The organism is Sphingomonas sp. Leaf343, from assembly GCF_001423765.1.
GTDB lineage: Bacteria > Pseudomonadota > Alphaproteobacteria > Sphingomonadales > Sphingomonadaceae > Sphingomonas.
On sequence record NZ_LMPG01000013.1, the window covers coordinates 328,048 to 347,666 of the forward strand.

Below are 19,619 nucleotides of genomic sequence, written 5' to 3' on the forward strand. Positions count from 1 at the left end.
TAAGGAGAGGGTCATGGCGGTCACGTTCAAACAGCGGATCGACGTATCGACGGACATGCTGGCCTTCATCGGCAATGGCGACGTCCCCGACGATGCGCGGTCGTTCGATGCCGATGCGGTCACGTTGCGGTTCCAGTTGGGGGATGGCGATCATCCCCCCGTCTGCCGCTATGGCGACGGCACCGATGCGGACGCGATCGTGGTGCTCCGGGTCGCCGCCACCGCCTGCCGCCGATTGTTCGGCACCCTGCCCGACGCGCCCGCGACCTGGCATCTGCCCAGCGACCTGCGCGCGCTGGTCCTCGCGCTGCGCGACTGCCCGTTGCCCGAACCGGCCTGCTACACGATGCGGCTGGCCAAGAGCATCGAACTGCTGTGCGCCACCCTGGCGGTGCTGGACGATCTCGTTCCCGCGGACGGATCGGGCGAATTGTCGGAACTCGATTCGCTCCGCCTCGCCGCCGCGCGCCGGCTGATCGACGAACGCTGGCAGGAGAAACTGACGCTCGACTCCATCGCCCGCGCCTGCGGCCTCAACCGCGCAAAGCTCACACGTGGCTTCCGCACCCTCTTCAACTCCACCGTCGCCGCCACTATCGCCGACCGTCGGCTGCACGGCGCGCACGGCCTTCTGCTCGCCACTGACCTGCCGGTGTCCTCGATCGGCTATCGTTGCGGCTATCAGAACAATGCCAGCTTCAGCCGCGCCTTCACGCGCCGCTTCGGCCTCGCTCCCACGCGCCTGCGCGCGCTGGAACTGGCGGCATGAAGGCAGCGCGCATCGATGAAAGCGGCTCGCTGGTCGATTTCGCGGTCCGCCGCATCCGTGACCATATCCGCAATCACGATCTGAAGGTCGGCGACACGCTGCCGGGGGAGGGCCAGTTCGCGACCGAGCTGGGCGTCAGTCGCGCGGTGATGCGGGAGGCGTTCGGCGCACTGGCGGCGCTGCGCCTGCTGGACGTCGGCAATGGCCGGCGCGCTCGCGTCGGCGCAATCGACGGGTCGGTGATGGGCACCTCGCTCGACCACGCCGTCTCGACCGCGCAGGTGTCCGTCGCGGAGGTGTGGGATGTTCGCCGCACGCTGGAATTGCGCACGGTGGAACTCGCCGCCGGCCGCCGTTCCGACGAGGATGCGGCGATCATCCTGTCCGCCGCGACCGCCATGTCGTGCGCCGACGATATCGCCGCCGTCACGCATCACGACATCGTCTTTCACCAGGCGGTGGCGCGCGCCAGCGGCAATGCGCTGTTCCTTCAGATCGTCCGCTCGTTCGAGCCGCTGATGGTGGAAGCGGTGCCGCTGGCGTGGAAGACGCGCGACACCGAAGAGGCCCGCCGTGTTGTCCTGCAACGCCATGAGGAGATCGCCCGCGCCATCGGCAACCGCGACGCGCCCGGTGCCATCGCGCTGATGAACGCGCACTTCGACAATGCGATCGGTGCGGTGCTCTCCACCGCTTTCTGACATGGACTGGCAGGCCGCCAAAAAGAAATGGGTGGCTCTCAAGGAAGCCACCCACCGGAAACGCGCCGTGGAACGCGTCAGAAATTATAGGAAAGGCCCAGAAAGGCGATCCGGCCGAAATAGTTGTTCGATCCGAACCGCGCCTCTGTATCATTGCCCAGATAGGTGCGGCTCTCCGACTTCGTCAGGTTGATGACCGACCCGGTCAGGTTTAGGCCCTCCATCAGCTTGAACGACGCGTTCAGGTCGACCTGCTCGTAGGGTGCCGTATAGACGGTGAGTCCCGACGACAGGCCCCCGACGATCCGGCCGCGCCGATTGTACGACGCGCGCAGCAGCATCCGGTCGTTCTCGAAAAAGATCGAGCCGTTGACCTGAGTCTTCGCGCTGCCGACCAGCGGCGAACTGCCGACATTCTGTCCATTGAGCGTGATGACCGACGTCGACGTGTCGTTGTACGTGAAGTTGGCCTGCGCCCCCAACCCGAACGGCAGCGTGTGCTGCGCGAACACTTCCACGCCCTGCGTCACCGCGCTCGATCCGTTGGCGTTGGTCGAATAGGGCTGGATCAGCACGTTGTTGCCCTGCACCGTCTGCACCACGTCGATGACGAGCGGAACGATGAAGTCCTTCACGTCTTTGCGGAACAGCGTCGCACCGACGATCGATCCGCGCTGAAAATACCATTCCAGCCCCAGATCATATTGCCATGCAGAAAACGGCTGAAGGTCGAGATTGCCGCCGCTGCCGGACCAGCCGGCGAATTCGCCGAATTGCGCCCGGTCGAACGCGTACGCATCCGACCGGAACGTCAGCGAGCGCTGCTGGCCCAGATTCTGGAAAGCCGGGCGCGAGATCACCTTCGCCACAGCACCGCGCAACAGCAGCGTGTCGGTGATGTCGAACGCCGCGTTGGCGCTCGGCAGCACGTCCATATAGGTGCGACTCTGGTCGACGCTTGTGTTGACGATCGTCTCGCGAACCGACAGCGGCAGTACCGAGCAATTGCCGTCCGGGCCCAGCGGCCGGTTGGGGTCGAGCGGACCGCCCGGACCATTGGTGCAGTAATCGTTCAGGATTTGGAGCCGGTCCGACGTGGTGCCGGTCTGGCGCGTCTGCGCGACGCGGACGCCCAGATTGCCGCGGAAGCGGTCGGTCTTGAAATTCGCCTGGAAGTAGGCGGCCCAGACGCGCTCGCCGAGGAAATACTGGAACCCGTTCTCGTCGACCTTGGTCGGGTCGCCATACGTCGTGTTCAGGTAGTTCAGGACCCTGTTGAAATCGATGCCCGGGACCAGATTGGCCTTGAACCCGCCGGTGATGTTGTCGATCGGCTTGTCGTAGAAGAACTCCGGCCGCGCGACCGCCCCGGCCGGCGTGTCCTGATACCGCTGTTGCGTCGCCGGGTTGGCGTACCATTCGATCCGACCGGTGTCGCGCGCGATGCGCAGGTCGCGCCATTTGATGCCGGCCTGAACCGAATCGAGGAAGGTCTCCGTCCGGTACGTCACGTCGTACTGGGCGTAACGCTGCTCCAGCGAGCTGGTCGTGAAGCTCGATCCGGTCGAACCGACGTCGATCTGGGCGGCACCGTTGCGGATATTGTCCTGCAACTCCGGCGAGAACTCCATGTTGAGCTGGTTGTTGTCGAACGACCAGCGACTGAGGAAGTTACCGTTGCGCTCCTGCCCCGGCACGGTCAAACGCGGCTTCGCTGCCATGTTGAAGCGTAGCGACGGGCCTCCCTCTGCGCGGGTTTTGCCCAGCTTGAAGACGACGTCGAACTGGTCCTTGCGCCACGCGCCCTCGACCTCGAACGTGTTCGAGATCTGCTTTTCTCGGCTGTACGATCCGCGAATCTGCGGCGTCTCCATCGTACAGGGCGGCGTGCGCGTCAGACAGCCTGTGCCGGCGGGCGGCACCTGGAAGGTCGCCGACTGGAAGATCGTTCCGCTGGGATCGAGCGTCGCGCCGTTGAAGAAGTCGCCATAACCCCATTCCGGAATGGCGAGCTGGTTGCTGACGAAATCGCTGCTGTACTGGAAACGGAAATAATTCGCGGTGACGACGAAATCCTCGAACGGCTTCGCCTGCGCCGTCGCCTGGATGCCCAGCCGGTTGCGCTTCTGCTGGAAGACCTCGGTGGTGACCGCCTGCGGGGCCCAGTAGCCGGTATAATGCTGGCCGCTCTGCGTGGTCGTACCCTGCCCTGGCCAATAGGAGATCGCCGCGTTGTTCGAATAGGTGTTGCCGTCGACGTCGGTCGCGGGCGTCAGGATCGCGTTGGTTCCGGGCGCACGATCGCTCCACCAGCGCCACGTCTCCGTGCCGCCCCGCAACTCGCGGACGTTGCGCTCCTGATAGGTCGCGCCGACCAGCAGGCCGAGCGTCTGGTCCTCGTTCTTCCACGATACCTGACCCGACAGCTGCGGGTTCACCTTCTCGGTGGTGTCGGCATAGGTCCCCTCCGCGGTGACCGAACCCGACCATGCGGGCAGGTCGAAGGGACGCCGGGTGTTGACGATGACGGTGCCGCCGACGCCACCTTCCTCGATCCGCGCTTCCGGGGACTTGAACGTCTCGACGCTGCCGATGAAGTTGGTCGGCAGCAGGACGTAGTTGAACGAACGCTGCGGATCGCCGCTGTCCGCGCCTGCGATGAAGTTGCCGTTGAGCAGCGTCAGCGTCAGGCCGGATTGCAGGCCGCGGATGCTGACGCGGCTGCCCTCGCCGCCGTCGCGGCTGATGACGACGCCGGGAACGCGCTGCAACGCATCGGCGACGTTCCGGTCGGGGAATTTGCCGACGTCCTGTGCCGTGATGACGTTGACGAACGCGTTGGCCTCGCGTTGCTGCTGAAGACTCGCCTCGATCGACTCGCGGTATCCGGTGACCACGATGTCGCCGCCGTCCACGGTCCCGTCGGCTCCCTGCGGCGTGCCCGCACCCGGCCCCTGCGGCGCGGTAGTCTCGGGGTTCTGGAGTGTCGGCGGCGTAGCACCGCTTGGCGTACTCTGTGTGGTAGAGGTACCCGCCGGGGCACCCTGCGTCGTTGTCTGGGCCACGGTGGCCGGCGCGGGGCCGACCATCGCAGTGGCCGATAGCAATCCGCCGATCAGGCGACGGCGGGTTGCGGCTCCGGTGAACGTCATGTCGTGTCTCCCCTCTGTTCGTCACCGGGGCGCGATCGCCTCCGGTGTTCCCTGACCGCCGCCGATACGGGTCCCTTCCCGTGGATGGCCCTCATGTGGCCCGACAGCGTGTCCGGATTGAAAAATATGAAAAGAAAGTTGTCAATTAATTCCGTGCTATTTCCGTCGTGTAGAAGAATTGCGTCGGCATTTGCTTCATTGCACGCCACCTGACGCCGAAGGCGGCGCGGCACTCGGCGCGCTGCCCCAGCCGGTGTTCGGCTTCGGCCCCATCATCAGCACCAGCGTCGCGCCAGCCTTGATATCGGCGTGACTGAACCACGGTCTGGTCCACGGCCGGCCGTTGAGCGTCGCCGACTGGATGTACATGTTGGCCGCAGAGTTGTTGCGCGCGACCACCTCCAGAACCTTGCCGCTGCCCATCGTCAGCCGCACCCGGTCGAAGATCGGACTGCCGATGATGTAGTGTGGAGTGGAGGGATCGACGGGGTAGAAACCCATCGCGCTCAGGACGTACCAGCTCGACGTCGACCCCTGATCGTCCATGCCCGGATAGCCGTATCCCGCGGCGTCGCTGCCATAGAGGTCGGCGAGCACGCGGCGAACGAGGCGCTGTGTCTTCCAGGGCTGCCCGCTCCACGCATAGAGATAGGGGGCGTGCTGATCGGGCTGGTTGCCCTGCACATACTGGCCGATCAGGCCGGTACAATCGCGACAGATCCCCTTCGGCGTGTATGGCGTATTGAAGAACGCATCGAGCTTGGCATTGAACGCCGCGGATCCGCCCAGCGCCCCGACCAGCCCGGCGACATCATGCGGCACGAGCCAAAGATTGGACCAGCCCGACGCCTCCTTGCTGGCGAAGTTGTAATAGGGTTCCTGCGGATCGAACGGCGTGATCCATTTTCCGTCGGCCGTCCGCCCGCGCATGAATCCCGTCGAGCGATCGAACACGTTGCGCCAGTTCGACCCGCGCTTGCCGAACAACGCGGCGTCCTCCGTCTTACCGAGCCGCCGGGCGAACTGCGCCAGCGCGTAATCGTCCCAGGCATATTCCAGCGTCTTGTCCATGCCCGCCTTGCCGCCGGCATAGGGCGGACTGGGATTGCCCTCCGGTACGATGTCGGCGATCCAGCCCCTGGCCGCATATTCGTCCAGGTAACCGCGCGGCCCCTTGGTGTCGGTCGCGTTCTTCCGCAGATAGTCGTACGCGGCGGCATAATCGAACGGGATGCCTCGCTCCATCGCGCCGAGATACATCAGTACCGCATGGTCGCCGTGGAACGAGGTGTTCATATACCCCCGCTCCCGCGCCGTCTCCAGTTCCGACCGCATCGTCGCCGCGACCAGATCCGGATCGATCAATTCCAGCAGCGTCAACTGGTTGCGCGCGGTATCCCAGTAGGGCACCGGGCTATAGCGGTCATACGCCACCACCGACGCTTCCCCGCCGCGCCGCACGAGCGTCTCGCTCTTGCGCGCGACCAGCCGTGGGCTGGCGAAGGACTGGAACAGCGTCGAATAGAACAGCTGCCGCTGTCGCGGCGTACCGCCCGTCACCTCAACCCTGTTCAGCAACCGCGCCCACGCTGCGCGTGCGGCCCCGCGGACGCCGGCGAAGTTCCAGCCCGGCTGTTCGGCCCGCAGCCGCGCTTCGGCCTCGGCATAGCTGTGGCCATGCGCAACCTTGACCTGCACCGTCGCGCCATCGCGCGCCGCGAACTTCAGATAGCCGCCCGCATAGCTACCCGCGATGGCGCGGCGGTTCGCCTCGACATCCTTGTCGCCGATCCCCCAGATCGCATTGTCGCCCGGTGACTTGCGAAAGGTGCCAAAGCCGGTGAACGGCTTCGAGAACTCGGCGATGAAATAGGGACCATCAGCCACGTCGCGGTCACCCGGCGTCGACAGGCCGCGGATCATGCGGTCGCCGACCACTTCCACCGTCCCACCCGCACGCGGCAGATTGACCAGCACTGCGGCCCGGTCGGTCCTGGGAAAGGTGAACTGCATCAGACCGCTCAGGCGGGTCGCGGTCAACTCGACCTTCGTCCCGCCGTCGAGTTCCACGCTGTAGTAACCGGGCGCGGCGGTTTCGCGCGCCTTATCGTAGTGAACCCGAGTATAGGCGGGCGGTACGGTCCAGTCGCCGACCACGGGCATGAAGAACGGCTTCGCCCATCCGCCATAGGTCGGCCCGCCGCCCGCGGTGAAGCCGATCATCGTCGCGTTGGGATAATGATATGGCGCCGGAACGCCGAAGGGGTAGCTCAGCTCGATGTTGACGTTGACCGGCGCGACCTCGACGCCGCTGTGCGGTACGCGCGCCCCCGGCGAGGTCTGCCCGGAATAGGCCGGCTCCCCCGGCGGCGGCGCATTGCCGAGCAGATCGGCGCGGTCGAGCGGCGCGGTGCCTACCAGCGGATTGGCCTCGTCGACGGGCTCGCGCACCGATCGCGCGGACTGAGCGCCGACCGTGACCGCGGCAAGGGCGCCGGCTGTGAGGATCAGCGCTCTAAGGGGAAAAACGGCGTGGATCATCGCGCACCTCTGTCTGACGAGGGCGATCACCCCCTCCCGTTGCGCCTCGACCCATCTCGTTCGCGAACCATCGGCGCTGAGCCAAGGGTCTAATAACAAAAGCATTTTGTCAATAATGGGCAGGCCATGGGTCAACGCCCCGATTGCGGAACGACGGAACGGATTGCCGTCAGACGCCGGATCGTCATATTGGCGTCGCAAAACTGCAACACGGACAACGATGGCGGCTCGCATCCGAACCCGCCCAACAAGAGCGATGACGGCCATGCCACGAAATCTGCTGGTGGCGATGGCCGGTTTCGGATCGCTCGCCATGCCCGCCTTCCCGGCCCACGCGCAGACCGTGCAGGACCTCCAGCGCCAGATCGACGAGCTCAAGGCGACCATCGCGCGGATGCAGGCGGCTGGTGGGGCCGCGCCCGCCCCCGCCCGCCCGATCGCGCAAACATCGCAGCAAACGGCTGCCACGGGTCCGGCCGCACCCGCCGGGACGATGCCCGGCAACACGCAACTCGCGCAGGGTCCCGCCTCGCTCGCGCGCCGCGGCACGGGTCACAAACTCTGGTCCGACCGCATCCTGCTGCGCGGCTACACGCAGCTGCGCTTCAACGAGATCCTCTCGGGCGATCGCGCCGCGCCTGCCGGCATATCGCGCCTGCGGTCGGTGCATGACGGTGGCATCGGCGATAACACCGGCCTCACCTTCCGGCGTATCCGCGTCGTCTTGCAGGGCGATCTGAACGACCGCGTATCCTTCTATTTCCAGCCCGATTTCGCGACCAGCGTCAGCAACCAGTCCGGCGGCGAGCGGCGTGAGGGGTTCGCACAGCTTCGCGACGCTTATGTCGACACCGTCATCGATCCCGACAAACGCCTCCGCCTGCGCTTCGGTCAGTCGAAAGTGCCGTACGGGTGGGAGAACATGCAGTCCTCGTCCAACCGCTTGGCGCTCGACCGCAGCGACGGCATCAACAGTGCGGTGCCGAGCGAACGCGACATCGGGATCGTCGCCTATTACACACCCTTAAGGGCCGAGCGGATCTGGAAGCGGCTGGCGAACGACGGCCAGAAACTGTTCGGCAATTATGGGGCATTCGGGATCGGCGTCTATAACGGCCAGGGCATCAACCGCACGGAAACCAACGACGGCCTGATGACCGTAGCCCTCGCTACCTGGCCGTTCGAACTCGACGGGCTGGGTGCGGGATTCGCCGGGCAGGTGCTCGAAGTCGGCGCCGCGGCGCTGCGCAACGACGTTCAGCCTGAACTACGCGCCGGCGGCGTCAGTCCCGTCGCCTTCCGTGAGGAGCGCGCCGGATTCCATGCGATCTTTTATCCGCAACCGATCGGCTTCCAGGCGGAATGGAACTGGGGGCGCGGCCCCGAATATGATCGCGTCCTGCAGGCGATCACCACCAGACCGCTGAACGGCGGCTATATCCAGGCGATGGCCCGCGTACCCCGGTCGCCACTCGGCGCCTTCATGCCCTATGCCCGTTGGCAGCGATATCGCGGCGGCTGGAAGGCCCTGCCCAACAGTCCACGACTGGAAACCGACGAATTCGAACTGGGCATCGAGTTTCAGCCCGTACCGCCGATCGAAATCACGATCGCCTATGCCCGGATGCAGCGTACCGAAGCGGACGAACGTCGCTTGGGCACGGCCGAGGGAAACCTGATCCGCACCCAGCTGCAATGGAATTACTGACGCGCGCCGCCGCTTACAGGGAATGCTCCCTGTAAGCGGCAGGAGGGATGCAGCTTTGTCACGCGACCTTCGGCCGCAGGCTTCGGGGGCCTCAGTCGACGCCCGTGATCCGTTCGACGATCGTCCGGATCGCATCGCGATCGAGCGGCTCGGTGTCGATGGAGTTATGGATGCCGATCCCCTCCACCAGTGCGTCCAGCGCCCGCGCGGTCAACGGATCGAAGAAGCGGCCCAGCGCGGTGCGGCTACTGTTCATCCATTGCTGCATCACCGTGGCGACAGGCGGGTGACGTGCCGCGAAAGCGTAGAGTTCGTAACTGAGCAGCAGCGTGCGCGGTTCGGCCCAGACCGAATCCGCGATGATGTCGATCACCGCCGCGCGCGCGTCCCGCCGATTGATCGCCTGCGCCAGCCGTGCGGCGAACCCATCCGATGCCTGTGCCGCCAATTGCAGGAAAGCGGTGGTCATCAGCGCCTCCAGCGACGCGAAATAATAGGTGACCGATCCGAGCGGCACGTTGGCCTCCGCGGCAATCCGGCGATGGGTGGTATCTGCAACGCCGTATTCAGCGATTACACGCAGCGTTGCATCGACGATCCGCTGCCGCCGTCCGGGATCGTTCCCGGCAGATCGTTCCGCCATCAAGCTTCCCTTGCCGCGTGATTTGTGTACATATGTACACCACCATCTATCGTAGTAGCAGGATCAACAAGCATGGCAGATCCCATCATGTCACGACGCTCCGTCATCAGCGGGGCGGCGGCGCTGGCGATGCCGGCCATGGCCGGCGCTGCCTCGCAGACCAATACCGCCGACACGGCCATACTGGGCCGCCGCGATGGCCGCTGGCTGAATGAACCTAAACGCTGGAGCGTTGATTCGGCCGGCGACCTGCTGATGGTGACCGATAAGGACAGCGATTTCTGGCGCGAGACGCATTACGGATTCATCCGCGATAGCGGCCACTTCCTCGGCTTCACTGCACCGGCCGCGTTTACTGCGCAGCTTCGCGTTCGCGGCACGTACGACAAGCTGTACGATCAGGCCGGAATCATGATCCGCGTCGACGAGCGGCATTGGGTCAAGGCGGGCATCGAACTGTCCGACGGGCGTGCGATGCTGAGCAGCGTGCTGACCGACGGTAAGTCGGATTGGGGAACAGGTCCATACGAGGGCGATCCGAAGGATTTCTGGATGCGTGCGACCGTCGCCAAGGGCGTGCTGAGGCTTCAGGTCTCGGCGGACGGCAAGACCTGGCCACTCGTCCGGCTTGCCCCGTTTCCGGTCGCGTCGTCGTATCGGGTCGGGCCGCTGGCCTGCACGCCCGAGCGCGCCGGCTTGCAGGTCCGCTTATCCGATCTCGCGATCACCGCACCGCTGGGCAAAGACCTGCACGACCTGAGTTGAGGCGAGCGGCCTGACCGGAAAAGAATGTGGCACCGGGCGGCGGCGTCTATTATGTCGGACGCGTTAATCCTGCAGTGTAACGATCGGTAACAGGGTGATCGCGGTCGTCGCTGGCGGCACCCCCCACGGGGCCGACGGCCCTTCCAACGACGAACCACGATCGAATTTGGGGGGGTAGATATGTTTTCGCTGCGTTTTCTTGAGCGTTATGCGCCTTGTGCTTTGGCTGTATTGCGTGTGGTCACGGGATTGACCTTTTTGGCCCATGGTCTCCAGAAGCTCGTCGGATTCCCCGTCGCTCCCGAGCGAGGATTTCCGGCGGCGTTCTCGCTGATGTGGGCCGGCGCGGTGCTCGAACTCGTCGGCGGGGTGCTGATCGTCGTCGGATTGGGAACGCGCCCTATCGCGTTACTGCTCTCGGGCGAAATGGCTGTCGCGTATTGGCTGTTTCACGCGCCCGGCAGCATCTATCCGGTGGTCAACGGCGGCGACGCCGCCATCCTTTATTGTTTCGTGTTCCTCTATTTCGCGTTCGTCGGCGCGGGTAGCTGGAGCGTCGATAGCCGCTTGAAGCGATAACCGATATCCAGCCGTCTCAGGGCCGCGAGTGTTTCGCGGCATGTCGTTCTATCAGGTCCGTCGCGACCGTATCAATGATCTCGCCCGCGACGAATTGATCCGGCACGACCCGCGACAGCACGACCGACCCGATCATCTCCGCCAGCACCGCGATCGCCGCAGCCCGCCGCGCCTCCGGCGTCGTGCCGGCAACCAGTCCGGTCAGCAGGTCGAGATAGCTGGCGACGATCCCGCCGAACGCCTCGTGCAGCGCCGGATCGTCGTGACGCGCCGCGTCGGTCGCCAGCGACGCCAGGCTGCACCCGTGCCCCGGATCGTCGCGGTGATGATCGGAGACATAGTGGCGCACTAGGGCGGCGAACGGCTGATCGCTGTTCGCCAACCGCTCCGTGATCTCCGCGCTCATCTGCGTGAAGGCGCGGCTTACCGCCTGCACGACCAGATCGTCCTTCGACCTGAATTGGCGGTAGAATCCGCCGTGCGTCATGCCCGCCGCCTTCATCAGGTCAGCCACGCCGATCCCGTCGATGCCCTTTTCGCGAAACAGCGTCGCCGCGGTGTCGATGACGCGTTCGCGATTCGCTTCGACCGCGTCCCTGGTGAGTTTCATGCTGCATTCTGCCTGATGATGATCGTCCACCGATTATTGCCTGAAAAAAGCGCGCTTGACAATGATAACGGTCATACGCATTAGCCAATGATGACGAGCGTAATCGTTACTGCTCGATCGATCAGGGAATGTTGGCTATGGCACATGGCGGATCACAGACGGGGCAGAAGGTCGCTCTAATCACCGGCGCGACCGGCGGTATCGGGCTCGCCACGGGCCTTGCGCTCGTCCGGGCCGGCTTCCGCGTGTTCGGCACCAGCCGGCGGGCGAGCCCCGGCGAGGTGCGCCAGGGCATCCACATGCTCGCCTGCGACGTCACCGACGATGCGTCGGTCGCGGCGGCGATCGACGCGGTGCTGGGCCAGGCGGGGCGGATCGACGTGCTGGTCAACAATGCCGGCCGCAGCCTGATCGGCGCGGCGGAGGAATCCTCGCTCGCGCAGGCGCAGGCGCTGTTCGACATCAACGTGTTCGGCATTCTGCGCACCACCCGCGCCGTGCTGCCGATCATGCGGCGGCAGGGCAGCGGACGCATCGTCAACATCAGCTCGGTCGCCGGCTTCCTGCCCGGCCCGTACACCGCGCTCTACAATGCGACCAAGCATGCGGTCGAAGGCTATTCGGAATCGCTCGATCACGAATTGCGCACGCTGGGCATCCGCGTGGCGCTGGTCGAACCCGCCTTCACCCGCACCGCGCTGGAAGAGAATGGCGACACGCCCGACAGCATCCTGTCCGTCTACGACGCCGGCCGCGCCGCCGCCAATGCGACGTGGCGCAACGGCATCGCCAACGGCGATCCGGTCGAGGCGGTCGCCGACAAGGTCGTGCTCGCCGCCACCGCCGCCGATCCGGACGTGCGCTACACCCCCGGCAAGACGTCCGGCCGCCTGCGCATGATGCGCCGGTTCGTGCCCGAGAAGATGTTCGCCAAGAGCTTCCGCAAGCAGATGGGCGTCATCGACTGACCCCCGCCCACCCCCGACTTACCCGCATAGAAGGACCATCGACATGACACGCCACGATACCGACTCCTCCGTGATCGCCGACCCGAGCCGCCGCAAGGCGCTGGTGGCCGGCGTGGCCGGCGTCGCCACCCTCTCCGCGCTCGCACTGCCCGGTGCGGCCGTCGCCGGTCTCGCGCCCGCGGCCGCATCGTCGCCGACCCGGTTCGTCGAGGTCGGCGGCCGCCGGCTCGCCTATCGCTCGACCGGCAAGGGCAAGCCGATCGTGCTGGCGCACCGCTTCCGCGGCGTGCTCGGCCTGTGGGACCCGAAGTTCATCGACGCACTCGCCGCGCAGGGTTTCCAGGTCGTGACCTTCGACCATTCCGGCTTCGGCCTGTCGACCGGCGAGAAGTCGTATAACCCGGCGGCTCTGGTCAAGGACACCAAGGACCTGATCGACGCGCTCGGCCTGAAGGATGTCGTGATCGGCGGCTGGTCGTTCGGTGCGATCGTCGCGCAGATCTATGTCGCGATGTTCGGCGCCTCGGTCACCCATGCGGTGCTGATCGCCGGCACCCCGCCGGTCCCGCTGGTCAAGCCCGGCGACCAGCGCTTCTACGACCTGGCGATGCAGGACAAGGCGACGCTGGAGCAATATACCGGCATGTTCTTCGACCCCGACGATGCCGCCAGCCGCGCTGCGTCGAAGGCGTCGTTCGACCGCATCTTTTCCGCGTCGAACCCGCGCAGCCCCGACATCCCCGCCGTGTGGGCGGTCGCGCAGACCCCGCGGACCCCGCCCAACCCGGTGTTCCCGTCGAACGAGGTGCTGACCGCGCTGAAGCACACCGACGTGCCGATGCTGCACCTGAACGGCGACCGCGACCTCTCCTTCCCGGTGGAGAACTGGTACGCGCTGAACGGCCAGTTCCCGACGCTGAGCCTCATCACCTATCCGCGCGCCGGCCACGCCGCGCACTTCCAGTATCCCGACATGGCCGCCGCGCACATCGCCGCCTTCATCAGGGACACGAAGAAGGCCTGACCCCACTCCTCGCATCCAAGGACCGAGACGATGAAATACTATCTTTGCAAGTACCTGCCGCCGCGTGCCGATTTCCTCCAGACGATGACCGACGACGAGAAGACGTGGATGGGCCAGCACGGCGCGTACATGAACGACCTGCTCGCGAAAGGGCTGATCGTCGCGCACGGGCCGGTGATGGACCCGAACGGCGGCTATGGCGTGTCGCTCTACCGCATCGAGGACGATCAGGAGATCGAGGCGTTCACCTCGCAGGACCCGATCGTGAAGAACGGCGCCGGCCATTACGAGCATTTCCCGATGCTGAGCCTGAAGGCGCGCGACTGACCGCCACTCCGGCCCCTGCCCATTCTTCAAGGATATGATCATGACGACCGCCCTCATCACCGGTGCCTCCAGCGGCATCGGCACCGTCTACGCGCGCCGCCTCGCCGCGCGTGGCCACGACCTCGTCCTCGTCGCGCGTGACGCCGCGCGGCTGGAGGCGCTCGCCGCCGAACTGCGGCAGGCGCATGACGTCGGGGTCGAGGTGCTGGTCGTCGACCTCACCGACGCGACGGCGTTCGAGACGGTCTACGCCCGGCTGGGCGAGGGCGCGCCGGTCGACATCCTCGTCAACAATGCCGGCATGGCCGTGCTCGGCGGCTTCGGCGCGGATCGCACGAAGGTGGCGAGCATGCTGAACCTCAACATGCTGGCCCCGACCTTCCTCGCGCACGCCGTCCTGCCGGGCATGGTGGCGCGGGGTGGCGGCGCGATCGTCAACATCGCATCGGTGCTGGCGTTGCTGCCGGAATATGGTCCGGGTGCCTATGCCGCGACGAAATCCTACCTGATGACCCTCTCGCAGAGCCTGCATGCCGAATATGCCGGCAACGGCATCTACATCCAGGCGGTGCTGCCGGCGGCGACCCGGACCGAGATCTACGACCGCGCCGGCGGCGACATCAGCGGCGTCCCCGGCGTGATGGAGGTCGATCATCTGGTCGATGCGGCGCTGATCGGGTTCGACCGCAAGGAACTGGTGACGATCCCGCCGGTGCCGGACGTGGCGGCATGGGACGCCTTCGAACAGGCACGCGGGGCGCTCGCCGCAGGCTTCACCAACGCCGAACCGGCGGCGCGCTACCGCACCTAGACCATGCCGCGCGCCATGGCTGGCCGATGCGCGTCGGTCGCGACGGAGGATGCTGATGTCGGCAGCTTATCCGAGCGGCGGAGCCGATGCGCGGACAGGCACGCATCGTGGAGGCGGCCGTCGAAGCGCTCGATGACGGCACCAGCGGTCGGGTGGATCAAGCGTGACGCCCCTCTCGCGGGTTCAGCGGGGGGATATCTATGTGGGCGACGCGACGCGGGAGGCGTGCCGCCCGCGTCGCAACTGCCACATCCTCGCCGACGGCCACAGCAGATAGCGTCGACAAACGATCGACTTACAAAAAGGGATAACGGGATAGTAACATTTTCCAGCGAAACCGGCTTTCATGAGCCGCTCACATGAAAATTCGATGGCCGGTCGCTACTTCGAGGCATACTGCGCCTCTCTGCGGGCCGCCTTCTCAAAGCTCCGCTACGCTGATGGCCGTATCGACCGGGACGGGTCGGCGGTGTCTCGCCAGAGTCTTCGACCATGAGAGGGTGGCTCATAGGGGTTGCAGCGGCGACCCTTGGGCTCACGTCGTCTGCATCTCGTGGTGAACTCAGCGTTCCGATCGCGGTCCGCATTCTTGCCTTTCTTTTGCCGCCCCCGACCGGTGAGGTGCCAGCGGCAATCGTCTTCGAGCCGAACAATACCTCCTCGCTTGCCGAGGCGTCGGCCATTGAACGTGCGGTGGGTAGCGGCATCTCGATCGGCAATGCGACTATCCGCACTCGCCGCGTTCCCGTCACCGCGCTGGACAGTCTGAAGGGGTATCGCGTCGCGTTCGTCACGACCGGAACGCGCGCCGATTACGACCAGATCGCAGCGGTCGCAACGCGGCATGGCGTGGTCACGATCACCTCCGATCGATCCTGCGTCCTGACCGCCCGCTGCGTTGTCGGCATCGAAAACGGAACCCGGGTCCAGATCACCGTCAGCCGATCTGCCGCCCGGGCGGTGAAGGCCCGGTTCGGCTCAGCCTTTCTTATGCTGGTCAAGGAGATATGATCGTGCATCGTAGCGCGTATCTTGCTGCCGTCGCGCTCGCCGCACCGATACCGACCTTTGCGCAAACCGTCGACTATTCCGCCTTGCAGGCGGTGATCGGCGAGCCTGTCACCACCAGCGTCACCGGCAAGCCGCTCCGTGGATCGGAACTGCCCAGTTCGACGATCATCATCACCGCCGAACAAGTCGCGCGGTCGCCCGCGCGCGATGTTCCCGGCCTGCTGAAAAGTTATGCGGGCATCGACGTGAATCGCTGGACCGCAGGGCAAAGCGACGTCGCCGTGCGGGGTGGAGTGCAGACGTACAATGCCCGGCTGCTGGTGCTCGTGGATGGGCGACAGGTGTACCTCGACCATTACGGTATGACCGACTGGAACCTGCTGTCCGTCGCCAATGAGGACATTCAGCAGATCGAACTCGTCCGCGGCCCCGCGAGCGCCCTTTTCGGTTTCAACGCCGCCAGCGGCGTGGTCAACATCGTCACGCGGAGGCCGGGAACGACCCCGACGCTGCGGGCGACCGCCAGTGCGGGCAGCCACGGCTGGAACAGGATCGCCGGATCGCTGTACTTGCCGGTCAGCGACTCGGTGGGGGCCAAGATCACCGCCGGACGGCAGCGTGAAGACGAGCGCGCCACTCCGGCCGCGATCGTCGGCCGCCAACGCTTCGATGTCGAGGCGGATCACGTTGCGACCGAGTTGAATGGTCGCATCGATGCGACGATGCTGACGGTGGGTGGGGGTTATGCCGTCAACCGACAGCTCGAATTCCTCCCGACGCAACTGCTGTCGAACCAGCTTTACAAGAGTGGCAATGTGCACGCCAACGTCACCCATGACACTGAGTGGGGTGGCCTGACTCTCAACGGCTTCGTCAACTGGCTGGATGCCCATTACGGCACGGACGGCAGCATCGGCGGCGTGACGCGCAGCCTGAAGCTCGCCAATCGCATCGTGAACGTCAAGGCATCGAGCCTGTACCGCTTCCACGGCGACGACGCTTTGCGGCTTGGAGTGGAATATCGCAACAACCGCCTCATCAGCGACGCGCAATATTCGCGTGGCATCGTCTATGACGTGGCTTCGGCGAATGCGATCTTCGACCTGAACCCGACCGACCGCGTGACGACGACTGCCGCGGTTCGTCTCGATCATCTGTGGCTGCATCAGTTCGGTGCAATCGCCCAGCCGGCTGTCAACGCACCGCGGGATTATGCACGCGAATTCAACCGGATAAGCTTCAACGCGTCACTGCTATGGCGGACGAGCGACGATGGCATGCTGCGGATCAACGGGGGCCGCGGCTACCAGTTGCCGTCGCTGGTCATATACGGTTTCCGGCTGGAGGTTCCGGTGCCGCCGCCGTTCACCGTCATCGTCGCGGGATCACCGACAATCCGGCCGGTGAGCACCTGGAGCGCCGAGATCGGCTACAGCCATCAGCGCGGCGGGCTTCGTGGGGAGGCCACCACCTTCTACACCCGCACCACGGGCACGATCGCGCCGCCGACCGAGGGATCGATCGACCGGGCCGAATTGATCTTCACGCCAGGGCCGACGATCGTCGAACGCTATTATTCCGCCGGGAACTACGTCACCTACGGTACCGAACTGTCGGTTTCGGGGCGTCATGAAGCGATCAGCTGGCGGGCGAACTACACCTGGACCCACACACGCGGCACGTTCGGCGCGTTCGATCCGGCCGCGCCTGTCCCGCTCTCACCAAGGATCACCACGCCGGTGCACAAGGCGAACCTTGAAGTCGGTTACGACGCCGGTGACCGGTGGTCCCTGACCGGCCTTGCCCGGTACACCAGCGCGACGCGCCAGTTCGCATTCGCGCCGGCGGTATCGGTGACCAAGGTCCAGCTGTTCGACGTCGATCCGTCCATTGCCTTGGATACCCGTATCGGGCTGCACCTGTCGGAACGGGTGGAAGTATTCGCCGCAGGTGAGAACCTGTCGCTCGCGCGGGGCGCCGCGGTGTCGCCGATCCCGGCCGACCGCCGTATCCGCGGCGGATTGCGCGTGACCCTCTGATGCAAATCCTGATCAGCCCGCAATCGAGCCTGCGTTGCGTGCCGATCCGGCACCTCGTCTTGCACTGCGTCACCATGATTGAACGGCGATTCCGCCTCGCTGACCGGTCGATGGTGACCAAGGTAGCGGCCACGCCATTGTTGATGCTGACGCTGGTGATCTTCATCGTGACGATCAGTGCCAGCGCACTGCTGCTGGCGGATCGCAACGTCAATCAGATCGTCCACGGAGACATGCGCGACGTCAGCCAGCTCAAGAATGTGGCGCTGGAGTTTGAGACCGTCGATTCCTCGCTCTACCGGCTGCTGGTGGCAAAGGCCGCGAACCCGGCATTGGATGTCCGGGCACCAGCCGCGATCATCGCCCGCGACCTGGCGGCGGTGCGCCGCGAACTGCAGACGTTCGGCAAAAGTCATTCCGTGCACCGGCAAAACGTCGACGCTGTCCTTGACGATCTTGACCGCTACGGCGCGACGGTCGCCGTCATATCGTCGATGCTCGAGATCGATTTCGCAAGCAGCGCCGCCATGGTGGCCCCCTTTCGCAGTCACGCAAGCCGGGTGGAACAGCGAATCAGGGCAATGGCGGACGGCGGAGTTCGGCAAGCGGAAGCCAATGCCAGGGCATCGATGGCCAATTCCCATACCACGATGCAGCTGATGATTACGGGATCGTTGGCCTTCGCCGCGCTGGGTTTGTTCATGGCCTTCATCATCAGCCGATCCACGTTGCGCTCGATCCAGACGATCGCGGCCGCGACGGACGCGGTCATGCGCGGCACGCCGCCGAACTTCGTTGCGCTCAAGCGAAACGACGAACTCGGTCAGATGGTCGTCGCCCTGGAGAGCTTTCACCGTGAACGCTGTAATACCGAGCAGCTTGAAGTCGAGGCGGCAGCGCTACGCGACCATTCAAAGCGCCTGGACGAAAGACGATTGGAGGAGATCCGGCACACGCGCGACGAGGCCGAGAGAGTACGGCTTCATGGTCTCGCCACTCTGGCCCAGTCATTCGAAGAGCAGGTTTCACAATCAATAGTTTCGGCGCAACATGCCATGATTCATCTGGACAAATGCGCCGAGGATTTGAGCGCCGCCGCCAATCAGGACCGGCAGCTCGCGGGTCAGCTGCGCAAGATCGGCAAGCTGTTCACCGACGACATGGAAGAGGCTGGATTGGCGACCCAGTCGCTCGCCAGCACGTTTATCGCCATCGATCGCGAGGCTGAAGAAACACGGCGGGCTGCACTCCAGATAACGGAACATGCCTCCAGTGCCTCCGACGCGGTCGCTGATTCCCAGCGTCAGGCCATAACGATCGCGGAGATCGTGGACCTGATCGACGCGATCGCCAAGCAGACGAATCTGCTGGCCTTGAACGCCTCGATCGAGGCTGCTCGGTCCGGTAATCTTGGTTCTGGCTTCTCGGTGGTTGCGGCGGAGATCAAGTCGCTTTCGAGCAGAACAAGTTCCTCGACGATCAATGTACGCGACACAATCCGCCTGATGCAGCATCGGATCGGATCCGTCGTATCAAGCACGAGCAGCCTCATCGCCCTTATTCCCGACATGGACGATATGACAGAACGGGTATCCACTATGTCACGAGCGCAGACAAGCTCCGTAGATCAGCTCAACTCTAAAATCGATACGGTACAGGCACGATCTCATATGCTCTCGGAAGCCAGCGCAAGCGTGACTGAATCTGTAGAGGCAAGGCTTGCGGCCGTATCGGAGCTACGATTGGCCAGTTCCACTTTAGCGGCTACTCTGTGTTCGCTTTCCGCTGATGCCCAGAGTTTCATGCGCAAGGTCTGCGAGCGGTGACACCGGCAGAGCGGAAAGCGTGTTTGATGCGCAGCCTCGCGCTCTGACGTGTTCCCCAAAGCTCTACCAGTCATAACTGGAGTCCGGGGTTAGTATGGTGCCCCTCGGGGCGGTGTTGCACAACCCGCCTGGCAGCATCGGCGGG

Annotated in this window: 16 protein-coding genes; 12 read left to right on the forward strand and 4 right to left on the reverse strand. The window is 64.9% G+C overall.

Features of this window, described 5'->3' with window-relative positions:
* Positions 1–13: 13 nt before the first annotated feature.
* A complete protein-coding gene (locus tag ASG07_RS12660) occupies positions 14–769 on the forward strand; it encodes a helix-turn-helix domain-containing protein (protein ID WP_236694669.1) in 756 nt (251 codons plus the stop codon).
* Positions 766–1,470 (forward strand): FadR/GntR family transcriptional regulator, encoded by a 705-nt coding sequence (locus ASG07_RS12665; RefSeq protein WP_055846955.1) that lies wholly within the window; start codon positions 766–768, stop codon positions 1,468–1,470. Before ASG07_RS12660 ends, ASG07_RS12665 begins: the two co-directional genes overlap by 4 nt.
* A 77-nt stretch (positions 1,471–1,547) precedes the next feature.
* Here the strand turns inward: ASG07_RS12665 and ASG07_RS12670 are convergent, their stop codons facing one another.
* Both ASG07_RS12670 and ASG07_RS12675 read right to left on the reverse strand, forming a co-directional pair.
* Positions 1,548–4,622, reverse strand: coding sequence for a TonB-dependent receptor (locus ASG07_RS12670; RefSeq protein WP_055846959.1), 3,075 nt, complete (start codon positions 4,620–4,622; stop codon positions 1,548–1,550).
* A gap of 195 nt (positions 4,623–4,817) precedes the next feature.
* The gene (locus ASG07_RS12675) at positions 4,818–7,163 is read right to left on the reverse strand and encodes a GH92 family glycosyl hydrolase (RefSeq protein ID WP_055846961.1); all 2,346 of its coding nucleotides are present in this window, start codon (positions 7,161–7,163) and stop codon (positions 4,818–4,820) included.
* 265 nt (positions 7,164–7,428) lie between these two features.
* Here ASG07_RS12675 and ASG07_RS12680 point away from each other — a divergent pair, with 265 nt between their 5' ends.
* Positions 7,429–8,871, forward strand: a complete 1,443-nt coding sequence (locus ASG07_RS12680; RefSeq protein WP_055847204.1) for a porin — start codon at positions 7,429–7,431, stop codon at positions 8,869–8,871.
* Positions 8,872–8,962: 91 nt separating this feature from the next.
* Here the strand turns inward: ASG07_RS12680 and ASG07_RS12685 are convergent, their stop codons facing one another.
* Entirely contained in the window at positions 8,963–9,514 is a 552-nt protein-coding gene (locus tag ASG07_RS12685) for a TetR/AcrR family transcriptional regulator (RefSeq protein WP_055846963.1), read from the reverse strand.
* A 138-nt stretch (positions 9,515–9,652) separates the two neighbouring features.
* Here ASG07_RS12685 and ASG07_RS12690 point away from each other — a divergent pair, with 138 nt between their 5' ends.
* Positions 9,653–10,279: a DUF1349 domain-containing protein gene (locus ASG07_RS12690; RefSeq protein ID WP_236694671.1), complete on the forward strand. Its 627-nt coding sequence runs from the start codon at positions 9,653–9,655 to the stop codon at positions 10,277–10,279.
* Between the two features lie 180 nt (positions 10,280–10,459).
* Positions 10,460–10,858 carry a DoxX family protein gene (locus tag ASG07_RS12695; RefSeq protein ID WP_055846970.1) on the forward strand — a complete coding sequence of 133 codons (399 nt, stop codon included), beginning with the start codon at positions 10,460–10,462 and terminating at the stop codon, positions 10,856–10,858.
* 16 nt (positions 10,859–10,874) lie between these two features.
* On the opposite strand, the gene ASG07_RS12700 is transcribed toward ASG07_RS12695, so the two are convergent.
* Positions 10,875–11,468 carry a TetR/AcrR family transcriptional regulator gene (locus ASG07_RS12700; RefSeq protein WP_055846973.1) on the reverse strand — a complete coding sequence of 198 codons (594 nt, stop codon included), beginning with the start codon at positions 11,466–11,468 and terminating at the stop codon, positions 10,875–10,877.
* Positions 11,469–11,596: 128 nt separating this feature from the next.
* Between ASG07_RS12700 and ASG07_RS12705 the strand changes: the two genes are divergently transcribed.
* From ASG07_RS12705 to ASG07_RS12735, 7 genes are all read left to right on the forward strand, one after another.
* Positions 11,597–12,436 (forward strand): oxidoreductase, encoded by an 840-nt coding sequence (locus ASG07_RS12705; protein WP_236694672.1) that lies wholly within the window; start codon positions 11,597–11,599, stop codon positions 12,434–12,436.
* Positions 12,437–12,479: 43 nt separating this feature from the next.
* On the forward strand, positions 12,480–13,460 hold the full coding sequence (locus tag ASG07_RS12710; protein WP_082474781.1) for an alpha/beta fold hydrolase: 981 nt from the start codon (positions 12,480–12,482) through the stop codon (positions 13,458–13,460).
* 30 nt (positions 13,461–13,490) lie between these two features.
* Complete coding sequence (locus tag ASG07_RS12715) at positions 13,491–13,787, forward strand: YciI family protein (protein WP_055846981.1); 297 nt, start codon at positions 13,491–13,493, stop codon at positions 13,785–13,787.
* Positions 13,788–13,827: 40 nt separating this feature from the next.
* Positions 13,828–14,598: an SDR family NAD(P)-dependent oxidoreductase gene (locus tag ASG07_RS12720; RefSeq protein ID WP_055847212.1), complete on the forward strand. Its 771-nt coding sequence runs from the start codon at positions 13,828–13,830 to the stop codon at positions 14,596–14,598.
* Positions 14,599–15,090: 492 nt separating this feature from the next.
* On the forward strand, positions 15,091–15,609 hold the full coding sequence (locus ASG07_RS12725) for a YfiR/HmsC family protein (protein ID WP_156361855.1): 519 nt from the start codon (positions 15,091–15,093) through the stop codon (positions 15,607–15,609).
* The gene (locus ASG07_RS12730) at positions 15,606–17,648 is read left to right on the forward strand and encodes a TonB-dependent receptor plug domain-containing protein (RefSeq protein ID WP_055846987.1); all 2,043 of its coding nucleotides are present in this window, start codon (positions 15,606–15,608) and stop codon (positions 17,646–17,648) included. The genes ASG07_RS12725 and ASG07_RS12730 overlap by 4 nt, the downstream gene beginning before the upstream one ends.
* Complete coding sequence (locus tag ASG07_RS12735; RefSeq protein ID WP_055846992.1) at positions 17,648–19,474, forward strand: methyl-accepting chemotaxis protein; 1,827 nt, start codon at positions 17,648–17,650, stop codon at positions 19,472–19,474. Before ASG07_RS12730 ends, ASG07_RS12735 begins: the two co-directional genes overlap by 1 nt.
* Positions 19,475–19,619 lie beyond the last annotated feature (145 nt).

Bases quoted from the DNA above. Each gene is read 5' to 3' on its own strand.
- ASG07_RS12670 (WP_055846959.1), bottom strand. From the start codon at position 4,622: ATGACGTTCACCGGAGCCGCAACCCGCCGTCGCCTGATCGGCGGATTG.
- ASG07_RS12710 (WP_082474781.1), top strand. From the start codon at position 12,480: ATGACACGCCACGATACCGACTCCTCCGTGATCGCCGACCCGAGCCGC.
- ASG07_RS12735 (WP_055846992.1), top strand. From the start codon at position 17,648: ATGCAAATCCTGATCAGCCCGCAATCGAGCCTGCGTTGCGTGCCGATC.
- ASG07_RS12695 (WP_055846970.1), top strand. From the start codon at position 10,460: ATGTTTTCGCTGCGTTTTCTTGAGCGTTATGCGCCTTGTGCTTTGGCT.
- ASG07_RS12675 (WP_055846961.1), bottom strand. From the start codon at position 7,163: ATGATCCACGCCGTTTTTCCCCTTAGAGCGCTGATCCTCACAGCCGGC.
- ASG07_RS12725 (WP_156361855.1), top strand. From the start codon at position 15,091: ATGAGAGGGTGGCTCATAGGGGTTGCAGCGGCGACCCTTGGGCTCACG.
- ASG07_RS12730 (WP_055846987.1), top strand. From the start codon at position 15,606: ATGATCGTGCATCGTAGCGCGTATCTTGCTGCCGTCGCGCTCGCCGCA.
- ASG07_RS12665 (WP_055846955.1), top strand. From the start codon at position 766: ATGAAGGCAGCGCGCATCGATGAAAGCGGCTCGCTGGTCGATTTCGCG.
- ASG07_RS12715 (WP_055846981.1), top strand. From the start codon at position 13,491: ATGAAATACTATCTTTGCAAGTACCTGCCGCCGCGTGCCGATTTCCTC.
- ASG07_RS12690 (WP_236694671.1), top strand. From the start codon at position 9,653: ATGGCCGGCGCTGCCTCGCAGACCAATACCGCCGACACGGCCATACTG.
- ASG07_RS12660 (WP_236694669.1), top strand. From the start codon at position 14: ATGGCGGTCACGTTCAAACAGCGGATCGACGTATCGACGGACATGCTG.
- ASG07_RS12705 (WP_236694672.1), top strand. From the start codon at position 11,597: ATGTTGGCTATGGCACATGGCGGATCACAGACGGGGCAGAAGGTCGCT.
- ASG07_RS12700 (WP_055846973.1), bottom strand. From the start codon at position 11,468: ATGAAACTCACCAGGGACGCGGTCGAAGCGAATCGCGAACGCGTCATC.
- ASG07_RS12685 (WP_055846963.1), bottom strand. From the start codon at position 9,514: ATGGCGGAACGATCTGCCGGGAACGATCCCGGACGGCGGCAGCGGATC.
- ASG07_RS12720 (WP_055847212.1), top strand. From the start codon at position 13,828: ATGACGACCGCCCTCATCACCGGTGCCTCCAGCGGCATCGGCACCGTC.
- ASG07_RS12680 (WP_055847204.1), top strand. From the start codon at position 7,429: ATGCCACGAAATCTGCTGGTGGCGATGGCCGGTTTCGGATCGCTCGCC.